Below are 10370 nucleotides of genomic sequence, written 5' to 3'. Positions count from 1 at the left end.
CGCTCAGCGCCGTTGCGCCTCCAGGCGGTGGTACGCCGCCAGTCCGTCCGGCACCCACTCCCACTCGCCGAGCCGCAGCGCCACCTCCTCCTCGGGCAGGAAGTCGTGCCAGGCGACCTCCTCGGCCTGCGGGCTCACCGGGAGCTCGCAGCGGACCTCGTACACGGCGGACCACCAGCTCAGGCCGGCGCCGTCGGCGTAGAGGAACTTGAAGAGGTACGAGGGGCGGGGCAGGCCGCTGACGCCGAGTTCCTCCTCGGCCTCGCGCAGGGCCGCGTCGTCGTAGGACTCGCCCGCGCCGACCACGCCGCCCACGAACATGTCGTAGAGGGAGGGGAAGACCAGTTTCGTCGGCGTGCGGCGGTGCACGAACACCCGGCCCTCGGCGTCCCGGGCCTGGACGAACACGCAGCGGTGCCGCAGACCGCGCTCGTACACCTCCCCGCGCGGGGCCTGCCCGATCACGCGGTCGTGCTCGTCGACGACGTCGAGGATCTCGTCAGCAGCGCTCATGGAGCCATCCAAGCAGCCCGGACGGCCCGGTGGATCAGCGCGTCGTGGCGCCCTGGAGCGCGGGGACCGGCACCGTCGCCCGTACCACCGCGCCACGGGGCATCGCCGGGTGCATGCCGAGCAGGACGATGCCCGTCACCACGGCCGCGAGACCCGTCGCCTGCCAGGCCAGCGCGCCGGCGTCCATCCGCAGCCGGTCGCCGAGGAAGCCGACGCCGCAGATGATGCCGGCGAGCGGCTGGGCGGCGGTGAGGGCGGGCAGCGACTTGCACAGCGACCCGGTCTCGAACGCGCTCTGCACCAGGATCAGCCCGGTGATCCCGATCAGCAGCACCGCGTACGGCTGCCAGGAGGTGAGCAGCCCGGCCAGGCCGCTCGCGGCGAAGCGGTCGCCGCTGACCCTCGTCAGCGCGTCCTGCACGCCGTAGAGCAGGCCGGCCGCCAGGGCCAGCAGCACCGGGGCCGAGCTCATCCGGGAGCGCTTGGCTCGCATGGTCAGCAGGATCGCGAGGCCCACCATCGCGCCGATGATCATCCACAGCCGCTGCGGATCCGCGACCGCGGCCCCGGCGCGCGGCTCACCGGCCACGATGAACGTGATCACGCCGCCCGCGAGCAGTGCAAGGCCCGCCCAGCCCTGGCGGCCGAGCGGCCGCCCCGTCCGGCGGCGGGACAGGCCGAGGGCGAAGAGCAGGTTGGTCGCGAGCAGCGGCTCCACCAGGGAGAGCTGCCCCTGACCGAGCGCGGCGGCGCCGAGGCCCATGCCGGCGACCATCAGCGCGATGCCACCGAGCCAGCTCGGCACCTTCATCAGGTCCAGCAGCAGCCGGGGGGAGAGGAAGTCGGCGCGGGGCGCGTGCTGGGCCGCGTTCTGCTGCAGGACGAAGCCGAAGCCCAGGCAGCAGGCGGCGCTCACGGCGAGAACCAGAACCAGGACCGACAAGCTGGCTACCTCGATGATCATGGGGGGTGTGGGGACCGCGGCGGAGGCGGTGCGGCGCACCGCGTCAGACGGTCGCGTCGGGTCACGGCGGCCGGTGGGGGACCGGAACTGTGGCGTGACGTTCCTGCCATGGTCAGGGGGCCGATGCCATGACGCTATGACGTACGTCACACTAGCCCTGTCAGCGGAAGATCCACTCGCCTCTGGTCTGCACCAACTCCCCGCGCGAGACGTGGGGTTGACGCCGGCGGAGGTGCGGCAAAGCTTGACGATGAGCCTTGGCTATGGGTTGGCTGTCCGAGATCAGCCGACTACCGGCACCGTTGCCCGAGGAAAGTTCCGCGTTGTCCTTACCCCCGCCATCCCCCGGCCGCACCCATGGGCCCGCGGACCTGGCCTTCGACGCGGCCCTCGACGACACCGAGCTGGTCGCCGCGCGGACCGCACTGGCGCAGGGGCGATGGCAGACCGCCCGTTCCCTGCTCGCGCGTACCGGCGACGACTGGGACCGGCGCGGACACCGGATCACGGTCCTGGCGCTCGAACCGTACAGCGCCGCCTGGGCGGCGGAGTGGCTCCTCGCCGAGCCGGTCTCGGCCGACGCCGCGACGCTGCTCGCCCTGGCCGAGGCGCGCCGCGCCCTGCGCGGCAAGGAGCGGCCGGCCCGCGCCCGCGAGGCCTGCCACCACGCCGCGGCGCTCGCCCCCGCCGACCCGACACCCTGGCTGGGCCTGCTCCTGCTGGAGCGCACGCTGGGCAGCCGGCGGGAGATGGTACGGATCTTCGCGGAGGTCCGGACGCGGTACGCCGACCACCACCACGCCCACCACCTCATGGTCGCCCGGCTCGCCGAGCGCCGCGCCGCCGCCGGACCCGACCCCCTGCACGAGGTGTACGACTTCGCCCACCTGGCCGCCGAGCAGGCGCCGGCCGACTCCCCGCTCGCCGTGCTGCCGGTCGTCGCGCACGCCGAGCGGTACCGCGTACTGGCCACCGGGGGGTTCGAAGCGGCCGATCCGGCCGCTTCGGCGCACTGGAGCGGACGTCTGGCCCGGCAGGCGCTGGAGGCCGCCTACGACTGGTGGCTGGAATGGGAGCAGGACGGCCACCCCCGCCGACTGGTCGACCTCAACTATCTGGCCCACGCGAAGTGCTGCGAGGGGCGCGCCGCCGAGGCCGCCGCCCTCCTGGAGCGGATCGGCGACCACGCGACGCCGGAGCCCTGGTCCTACCCGTCCAAAGACCCGAGCACCGCGTTCCGAGAGGCCCGCGAACGCACCCTGGGCGTGGCGTGACTCGCGACGCGTTCGCGGTCGGCGGTACGGACCGAACGACTGGCCGGCCTTCGGGCTCACGTCGTGGTTACGGAATTCTGACGGGCGGCCCGATCGCTGGCCCGTTCGCCCGCCCCGGTGCTCGAATGGACGTGTGAACTCCGGACAACCTGAGCAGGAGGGCCGGCCGATCGGCCGCCGTGTCCTGCTCGGCACCCTCGGCCTGGGTGCTCTCGGCGTGGTCGCCGCGCCCACCCTGCAACGCGGACTGGAGTCCTTCCTCGGCAGCGCCGCCGACAAGGACCCCACCGGCCTGACCGGCCTGCTCCCGAACGGCGGCGGCTTCCGCTACTACTCCGTCGCCGCCTCCGTCCCGCGCAAGAACGCCACCTCCTACCGCCTCACCGTCGACGGCCTGGTCGACCGGCCGCGCGCCTACACGCTGCCCGAGCTGCGCTCCCTGCCGCAGACCCGGATGATCCGGGACGTGCAGTGCGTCACCGGCTGGCGTGTCCCCGACACCCCCTTCGAGGGTGTCCGGCTGTCCCGGTTGCTGGACGCGGCCGGCGTGCGCCCCACCGCGAAGGCGATTCGCTTCACCTGCTTCGACGGCACCTACTCGGAGAGCCTCACCCTCGACCAGGCCCGCCGCGCCGACGTCCTGGTCGCCCTGCGGATGCGGGACGAGGACCTCAGCCACGCACACGGCGGCCCCGTCCGCCTCTACGTCGCGCCGATGTACTTCTACAAGTCCGCCAAGTGGCTGTCCGGGATCACCGTCACCGAGGACGTGGAACCGGGCTACTGGGAGGAACGCGGCTACGACACCGACGCCTGGGTCGGCCGTTCGAACGGACGCGACGATGAGCCTACGAGCTGACGCGCCCGCCCGGGCCACCCGCGTCCACCGGTTCGGCCGGGCCGAACGGTGGGTGCACCGCACGTCCGCCGCCCTGATGGGGGTGTGCGTGCTGACGGCGGCCTGCCTCTACGTCCCCGAGCTCGCGCAGCTCGTCGGCCGCCGCGCCCTAGTCGTCACCGTCCACCAGTGGGCGGGCCTCGCCCTGCCGGTGCCCGTCCTGCTGGGCCTCGCCTCCCGCGCCTTCCGCTCCGACCTGCGGCTGCTGAACCGCTTCGGCCCGCACGACCGGGTCTGGCTGCGGGCCGCCCTGCGCCGGGACGAGCGGTACTCGGCACGCCCGGCGGGGAAGTTCAACGCCGGGCAGAAGGTCTACGCCGCCTGGATCGCCGGAGCGACGCTGGTGATGCTGGGCACGGGCCTGATCATGTGGTTCACCCACCTCACCCCGTTGGTCTGGCGGACCAGCGCGACCTTCGTCCACGACTGGCTGGCCCTCACCCTCGGCATCGTCCTCGCCGGCCACATCGGTATGGCGCTCGCGGACCCCGAGGCCCGGCGGGGGATGCGCACCGGCGAGGTGGGCCGGGAGTGGGCGGACCGGGAGCACTCCCTGTGGCGCCACTCAGGGGACTGAGGGACCTGGGTCCCGGGCGGCGTCCGGGGCGAAGTCCTGCAGCGCCGGGCTGCCTCCCGGCCGACCAGGAACGCGCCGGTGAGGTTGGTGTCCAGGACGCGGTGCCACAGTCCACGTCCGTGAACCCCCGGAACTGGGGCGCAGTTGCACGCCCGCGTTGTCGACCAGGATGCCGAGCGGGCCCACCCGCTCCTCGCCCTCGGCGATCCCGGCGGCCACCGACGCGCCGTCCGTGACGTCGAACACCGCCGTGCGGACGTCGGCCGGCGTATGCCCGATGCCCCGGCCGGAGCCGGTGACCAGGGCGATCCGGCCGCCGATGTCGAAGAGGGGGTGAGCCGTCATCGTCGTACTGTCGTACTCCTGACATGGCCCGGCGGCCACAGGGCCTATATGAACAAGGACAACAGCAGGACGAGGGCGCCCGCGACCACCGAGATGATCGTCTCCATCACCGACCAGGTCTTGATCGTCTGGCCGACGGTCAGCCCGAAGTACTCCTTCACCAGCCAGAAACCGGCGTCGTTGACATGGCTGAAGAAGAGTGAACCGGCGCCGATCGCAAGCACCAGCAGGGCCGTCTCACCGGTCGACATGCCGACCGCGAGCGGCGCGACCAGACCGGCCGCCGAGACGGTCGCCACGGTCGCCGAACCGGTCGCCAGCCGGATCGCCACCGCGATCAGCCAGGCCAGCAGCAGCGCCGGGATCGACCAGTCCTTGGAGATGTCCAGGATCATCTGGCCGACGCCGGTGTCGATCAGCGTCTGCTTGAAGCCGCCGCCCGCCCCGACGATCAGCAGGATGCCCGCGATGGGCGCGAGCCCCTTCTCCACGAGCCCGGAGACGCGCTCCTTGGCGAACCCGGCGGGCCGCAGCAGCGTGAAGATGCCGAGCAGGACGGAGGCGAGCAGGGCGATCAGCGGGGAGCCGACCACGTCGAAGACACGCTGCGTGGTGTTCTCCGGGTCGTCGATCACGATGTCGACGAGCGCCTTGGACAGCATCAGGATGACCGGCAGCATGATCGTGAGCAGCGTGGCGCCGAACCCGGGGCGCTTCTGGAGCTCCTCGGACGCGCGCTGCGGGATCATGCGGTCCGGCGCCGGGACGTCCACCCAGCGGGCGGCGTACCGGGAGAACAGCGGGCCGGCGATGATCACTGTCGGGATGGCGACCAGCACGCCGAGCGCCAGCGTCACGCCGAGATCGGCCTTGAGCGCGTCGATCGCGACCAGCGGACCGGGGTGCGGCGGGACCAGGCCGTGCATCACGGACAGGCCGGCGAGCGCCGGGATGCCGATCCGCATCAGCGAGTAGTTGCCGCGCTTGGCGACCATCAGCACGACCGGGATCAGCAGCACGACGCCGACCTCGAAGAACAGCGGAAGGCCGATCACCGAGGCGATGAGCACCATGGCCCACGGCATCGAACGCCCGCTCGCCTTCGCGAGGATCGTGTCGACGATCTCGTCCGCGCCGCCGGAGTCGGCGAGCATCTTGCCGAGGATCGCGCCCAGCGCGATCAGCACGCCCACGCCGGCGACCGTGGAGCCGAGGCCGGTGGTGAAGGTGGTGATGACCTTGTCGAGGGGCGCGCCGGCGAAGGCTCCGAGCGCCAGCGACCCGATGGTCAGCGCCAGGAAGGCGTGCAGTTTGAACTTGGTGATGAGCACGACGATGACGGCGATGCCCGCCAGTACCGCGATGCCCAGTTGCGCGTGTCCCGCCGAAGTGATCGGCTCGACGGGGTCCGCCGCCAGCATCTCGACGCTGAGTCTGGTCACGGGGGTTCCCTTGCAGATACGGGGATGGGGGGGAGGGGGTGTTACGGCGCCGAGGGCGACGTCGGGTCGAGGGCGTCCAGCGCGGTCACCGCGCGCGCGGTGATGTCCTCGGGGGTGCCGGAGACGTCGACCGCGACTCCCGCCTCGTCCGCCTGGAGCGGCTGCAGCGTGGCGAACTGGGAGTCCAGCAGCGCGGTCGGCATGAAGTGGCCCTGCCGGTGTGCCATCCGGTCCTCGATCAGCTCGCGGTCACCCGTGAGGTGCACGAACACGATCCCGGGTGCGGCGGCCCGGAGCCGGTCGCGGTAGGACCGCTTCAGCGCCGAGCTGCTGACCACCCCGCCCAGCCCGGACCGCTCGTGGGCCCAGGCGCCGATGGCATCCAGCCACGGCCACCGGTCCGCGTCGTCGAGCGGGGTACCGGCCGACATCTTGGCGATGTTGGCCGGCGGGTGGAAGTCGTCGCCCTCGGCGTAGGGGACGCCGAGCCGGGCGGCGAGCAGCGGACCGATCGTGGTCTTGCCCGTGCCCGCGACGCCCATCACCACGACGACGTGGGGGGTACGCATGACTGCCTCGCTGTCTTCCTCGACATACGACGTCGCATCCGACGTCGGCCAAATGAAACCTATTAGGTACGACGAATTCAAGAGTCTGTGATGAATAAGTCTGACTTTTTAGGGGCGTGATCCGCCCCGTACGCTGAGTGCATGAGCACGATGGGCCGGGGGCTGCACGGCCGTGTACTGGACACCCTCGGCCCCGAGATCACGGCGGGCGAGTACCCCCCGGGCAGTGTGTTGCGCACGGACGAACTGGCGCAGCGCTTCGACGTCTCCCGCTCGGTGATGCGCGAGGCGGTGCGGGTGTTGGAGTCGATGCACCTGGTCGAGTCCCGCCGCCGGGTGGGCGTCACGGTCCGCGCCAGGTCCGCGTGGAACGTCTACGACCCCCAGGTCATCCGCTGGCGGCTGGCCGGCGCCGACCGCCCCCACCAGCTGCGGTCCCTCACCGTGCTGCGCTCCGCCGTGGAGCCGGTCGCCGCGGGGCTGGCCGCGCGGAACGCCACCGCCGAGCAGTGCGCCGAGCTCACCGAGTGCGCCCTCGGCATGGTCGCCCACTCGCGCGGGCACCAGCTGGAGGGCTACCTGATACACGACGTGGCCTTCCACCGCGTCATCCTCAACGCCTCCGGCAACGAGATGTTCGCCCGCCTCGGTGATGTCGTCGCCGAGGTGCTGGCCGGCCGCACCCATCACGACGTGATGTTCGAGGACCCCGATCCGGCCGCCGTCACCCTGCACGTCCAGGTCGCGGAGGCGGTGCGGGAGGGCGACGCGGTGCGCGCGCAGGAGCTGACCCGGGAGATCACCCTCGGCGCGCTCCAGGAGCTGGACGTCCTCGCGCCGTAGGGCCTTCGCCGGCCGGCGTCGCTCAGTCGAGGAACTCCCCGTCGACGTACACCCACGAGCCGTCGACCCGCTCGAAACGGCTGCGCTCGTGCAGGGCGCCGCCCCGGAAGGACGCCCGGAACGTCACGGTCCCCGTGCTGTGGAACGCGGAACCCTCGCTCGTGTCGAGGATCTCCAGACCCGTCCACCGCGTCCCGGCGTCGAGGCCGAGCCGCGCCGGGCGCGTGCGCGGATGCCACGTCCGCAGCAGGTACCCCTCGTCGCGCCGGACGAAGGCGGTGTAGCGCGAGCGCATCAGCGCCTCGGCGGTCGGCGCCGCGGTCTCACCCCGAAGGAATCGGCCACAGCACATCTCGTATGTCTCCGCAAGACCGCACGGACATTCCGGGTGGTGTACTGGAGCGGCGGGGCGTGGGCCGCGGGAACGGCCGGTGCGTCGGGACATGTGCTCCATTCTGCTGCACCACGACGTGTGGGGATTGTGTGCATCACCTGTCCCGACACGCGCACATCGTGTGCGAGTCGCGTTCGCCACCCGTCCGGGGCGTTCCTGGCCGCCGAGGAGGACGACCGCCTGCAGATGCGGCACATGCTCGCGGCGGCGCGTACCGAGTACCTGAAGCTGGAGCGGTCCCTGACGCCGACGGAGGTCCGGGGATGGGTGTGACCCAGGAGCCCTCGACGGCCGGGCCCGCGGGGACCGGGACGTCGATGCCGCGGCCCTCGGCGAACCGGCACTCGGCGAGCGATCCTGCGGTGATCCGCGTGGAGATCGGTGAACTCGCCCTGCACGGTTTCCGCGTCGACGCGGAGCGGGTCTCCACGGAGTTCGAACACGAGCTGACCCGGCTGGTACGGGAACGCGGGGTGCCGCTGGCCACGGACGGCCCGGTCACGCTCGACGCGCTGTCCGGGCTGCCGCCCCTGCCCGCCGGCCTCACCGCCCGTCGCCTCGGGCAGGAACTGGCGCGCGCGGTGCACGACGGGCTGAGCGGCCGCGGGGAGGTGACCCGGTGAGCAACTCGCAGACGTGGGACAACAGTTCCGAGCAGTCGGCCGAGCAGCGACGGCGCAAGCGCAGGGAGCGGGCCGCCAGGTCCCGTACGCCCGAGCCCAAGAACGCAGGCCGACAGGGCGGAGCAGGAGGCAGCCAGGCCGGAGCAGGAAGCCGGCGGCAAGGGAGAAGAACCCGGTGTCAAGCCGCAGGACCGGCGCGGTCAGCGGAAGCCGGCCGGTTCGCCCGGGCTCGGTGCGGCCCACGGTGTAGCGGACGCCGACCTCGTACTCGCCGTGCGGCTGGGTCGGCGCGGGCTCCGGGAACGGCTCCCTCAACGTCCGCGCGGTCTCCGAGCAGTGCGCCCCGCACGAGCGCCCACGCGTCGTCCTCGACGGCCTGCTCGTCGCCGGCCGCGGCATCAACGTCACCGGCTACGGGTCCAGCTCGTCGGCGGTCGGTACGCCGGAGACGTCCAGGTCGTCCTTCGGCAGGAAGTCCTCGGGCTGGAGCTTCACGTCCCAGGCGCTAGGCTCCTTTCCCCCGACCTCGACCTCGGACTCGCTGCCGGTGCCGAAGTAAGGCGGGTCCGGTCGCGGCCCAGACCACCGTGCAGGAGCCGCCGAACCGGCGGCTGGCTCGGCGGCGCGAAGAACTCCGCGGACCTTCGGCTCGCGCACCGCGCCCCGGCAGGGCGTCTGGGTGGACTACCACCACGCCCGGCTCCACACCGCCCTCGCGCCACGGGCCCGGCCACCGGCCGCCCCCCCGGCCGGCCCGGGCCGCCCGACGGACCGAAACGGCGTGATGATCCACCACAGAGTCGAAGCTGCCGGCGGACAACGAGGCCGACACCGACGGCAACCGGCACTTCTACGGCTTCGAGTGCGTCAACCTCGGCAACGGCAAGGACCCGTGGCCGGAGGCGCAGAAGGAGGCCATCGAGAAGGTGTCGGCCGCGATCTGCCGCCACCACGGCTGGTCGGAACGCTCGGTCATCGGCCACAAGGAGTGGCAGCCCGGCAAGGTGGACCCGCGCGGCTTCACGATGGACAGCATGCGCAGGCGGATAGCGGACCGGCTCGGCGGGAAGCCCCAGCCGCCGGACCCCAAGCCGCAGCCCCAGCCCGGGCCGAGGTACGAACCCTTCCCCGGCGGCGGCTTCTTCCACGTCGGCCAGAAGTCCCCGATCATCACCGCGATGGGCCGCCGCCTGGTCGCGGAGGGGTGCGACCGCTACCAGGAGGGCCCGAGCCCCGAATGGACGGAGGCCGATCGCCGCTCCTACAGGCCTGGCAGCAGAAGCTGGGCTTCAAGGGCAAGGACGCGGACGGCATCCCGGGCAAGTCCAGCTGGGACAGACTGAGGGTCCCGAACACCTGAGCCGTACTCTCCGGTGAGCTGATGGCGGGTGCCCGGGGAGCCCGGGGTCGTCGCGGGCCACGTGTGCCCGGACGGCCCCGGCCGGGCTCAGGCGTCGCTCGGCGGGAAGGAGGGCCGGACGGGAATGCGCACGTCCTGCTCCGGCAACGGCGGCAGGGCCCGCTCCTGCAACCACACCCGGAACAGCTCGTCCAGCGGCGCGGACGCGAACCGGGCCGCGTGCGCGGTGAACGCCGCCGTGGTGACCGCACCGCCCCGATGCTGCCCGGCCCAGCCCCGCAGCATCCGGAAGAAGGCCTCGTCACCCAGCGCGCACCGCACGGCGTGCACCACGAGCCCACCCCGCTGGTACAGCCGGTCGTCGAACATCGACTTGCGTCCGGGATCGGCGAGCCTCAGGTCCTGCGGCTGCCCCGAGAGCACCTGGTGGGCGGCGGCCGCGAGCTGCTGCGCGGTCGGTCCGCCCGAGCGCTCCGACCACAGCCACTCGGCGTACTTCGCGAACCCCTCGTTCAGCCAGATGTGCCGCCAGTCCGCGAGGGACACGCTGTTGCCGAACCACTGATGC

12 protein-coding genes and 2 pseudogenes are annotated in these 10370 nt (G+C 72.4%); 6 read left to right on the top strand and 8 right to left on the bottom strand.

Features of this window, described 5'->3' with window-relative positions:
• Nucleotides 1–3: 3 nt before the first annotated feature.
• Both AB0O67_RS33990 and AB0O67_RS33985 read right to left on the bottom strand, forming a co-directional pair.
• Nucleotides 4–513 (bottom strand): NUDIX domain-containing protein, encoded by a 510-nt coding sequence (locus tag AB0O67_RS33990; protein ID WP_365458806.1) that lies wholly within the window; start codon nt 511–513, stop codon nt 4–6.
• Nucleotides 514–547: 34 nt separating this feature from the next.
• On the bottom strand, nt 548–1456 hold the full coding sequence (locus tag AB0O67_RS33985) for a DMT family transporter (protein WP_365458803.1): 909 nt from the start codon (nt 1454–1456) through the stop codon (nt 548–550).
• A 344-nt stretch (nt 1457–1800) separates the two neighbouring features.
• Between AB0O67_RS33985 and AB0O67_RS33980 the strand changes: the two genes are divergently transcribed.
• From AB0O67_RS33980 to AB0O67_RS33970, 3 genes are all read left to right on the top strand, one after another.
• Nucleotides 1801–2751, top strand: coding sequence for a hypothetical protein (locus tag AB0O67_RS33980; RefSeq protein WP_365458800.1), 951 nt, complete (start codon nt 1801–1803; stop codon nt 2749–2751).
• 133 nt (nt 2752–2884) lie between these two features.
• Complete coding sequence (locus tag AB0O67_RS33975) at nt 2885–3610, top strand: molybdopterin-dependent oxidoreductase (RefSeq protein ID WP_365458797.1); 726 nt, start codon at nt 2885–2887, stop codon at nt 3608–3610.
• Nucleotides 3594–4226, top strand: coding sequence for a cytochrome b/b6 domain-containing protein (locus AB0O67_RS33970; RefSeq protein WP_365458794.1), 633 nt, complete (start codon nt 3594–3596; stop codon nt 4224–4226). Before AB0O67_RS33975 ends, AB0O67_RS33970 begins: the two co-directional genes overlap by 17 nt.
• Nucleotides 4227–4270: 44 nt before the next feature.
• On the opposite strand, the pseudogene AB0O67_RS33965 reads toward AB0O67_RS33970, so the two are convergent.
• The 3 genes and pseudogenes from AB0O67_RS33965 to AB0O67_RS33955 all read right to left on the bottom strand — a co-directional run.
• Nucleotides 4271–4571 (bottom strand): annotated as a pseudogene (locus AB0O67_RS33965) (SDR family NAD(P)-dependent oxidoreductase); the annotation flags it as partial.
• A gap of 44 nt (nt 4572–4615) precedes the next feature.
• Entirely contained in the window at nt 4616–6013 is a 1398-nt protein-coding gene (locus AB0O67_RS33960) for a gluconate:H+ symporter (protein ID WP_365458791.1), read from the bottom strand.
• A gap of 41 nt (nt 6014–6054) precedes the next feature.
• The gene (locus tag AB0O67_RS33955) at nt 6055–6582 is read right to left on the bottom strand and encodes a gluconokinase (protein WP_365458788.1); all 528 of its coding nucleotides are present in this window, start codon (nt 6580–6582) and stop codon (nt 6055–6057) included.
• Between the two features lie 141 nt (nt 6583–6723).
• Between AB0O67_RS33955 and AB0O67_RS33950 the strand changes: the two genes are divergently transcribed.
• Nucleotides 6724–7425 carry a FadR/GntR family transcriptional regulator gene (locus tag AB0O67_RS33950; RefSeq protein ID WP_365458787.1) on the top strand — a complete coding sequence of 234 codons (702 nt, stop codon included), beginning with the start codon at nt 6724–6726 and terminating at the stop codon, nt 7423–7425.
• A 22-nt stretch (nt 7426–7447) separates the two neighbouring features.
• Here AB0O67_RS33950 and AB0O67_RS33945 read toward each other — a convergent pair whose 3' ends face one another.
• Nucleotides 7448–7777, bottom strand: a complete 330-nt coding sequence (locus AB0O67_RS33945; protein WP_365458784.1) for a YchJ family metal-binding protein — start codon at nt 7775–7777, stop codon at nt 7448–7450.
• Between the two features lie 305 nt (nt 7778–8082).
• On the opposite strand from AB0O67_RS33945, the gene AB0O67_RS33940 reads away from it, so the two are divergent.
• Nucleotides 8083–8442, top strand: a complete 360-nt coding sequence (locus AB0O67_RS33940) for a hypothetical protein (RefSeq protein WP_365458781.1) — start codon at nt 8083–8085, stop codon at nt 8440–8442.
• A gap of 411 nt (nt 8443–8853) precedes the next feature.
• Here the strand turns inward: AB0O67_RS33940 and AB0O67_RS33935 are convergent, their stop codons facing one another.
• Nucleotides 8854–9099: a hypothetical protein gene (locus AB0O67_RS33935; RefSeq protein WP_365458778.1), complete on the bottom strand. Its 246-nt coding sequence runs from the start codon at nt 9097–9099 to the stop codon at nt 8854–8856.
• Between the two features lie 149 nt (nt 9100–9248).
• Here AB0O67_RS33935 and AB0O67_RS33930 point away from each other — a divergent pair.
• Nucleotides 9249–9802 (top strand): annotated as a pseudogene (locus AB0O67_RS33930) (peptidoglycan-binding protein); the annotation flags it as partial.
• Nucleotides 9803–9889: 87 nt separating this feature from the next.
• Here the strand turns inward: AB0O67_RS33930 and AB0O67_RS33925 are convergent.
• Nucleotides 9890–10370: M1 family aminopeptidase (locus AB0O67_RS33925; RefSeq protein WP_365458775.1), on the bottom strand; the 481-nt coding region annotated here is incomplete at its 5' end.

Source organism: Streptomyces sp. NPDC086077 (assembly GCF_040686175.1).
Lineage (GTDB): Bacteria > Actinomycetota > Actinomycetes > Streptomycetales > Streptomycetaceae > Streptomyces.
The sequence above is the reverse complement of the archived record's forward strand: the minus strand, read 5'-3'. Positions and strand labels throughout refer to the sequence as shown.

Coding starts and splice junctions, on each gene's coding strand:
- AB0O67_RS33990 (WP_365458806.1), bottom strand. CDS start 513: ATGAGCGCTGCTGACGAGATCCTCGACGTCGTCGACGAGCACGACCGC.
- AB0O67_RS33970 (WP_365458794.1), top strand. CDS start 3,594: ATGAGCCTACGAGCTGACGCGCCCGCCCGGGCCACCCGCGTCCACCGG.
- AB0O67_RS33955 (WP_365458788.1), bottom strand. CDS start 6,582: ATGCGTACCCCCCACGTCGTCGTGGTGATGGGCGTCGCGGGCACGGGC.
- AB0O67_RS33950 (WP_365458787.1), top strand. CDS start 6,724: ATGAGCACGATGGGCCGGGGGCTGCACGGCCGTGTACTGGACACCCTC.
- AB0O67_RS33945 (WP_365458784.1), bottom strand. CDS start 7,777: ATGTGCTGTGGCCGATTCCTTCGGGGTGAGACCGCGGCGCCGACCGCC.
- AB0O67_RS33940 (WP_365458781.1), top strand. CDS start 8,083: ATGGGTGTGACCCAGGAGCCCTCGACGGCCGGGCCCGCGGGGACCGGG.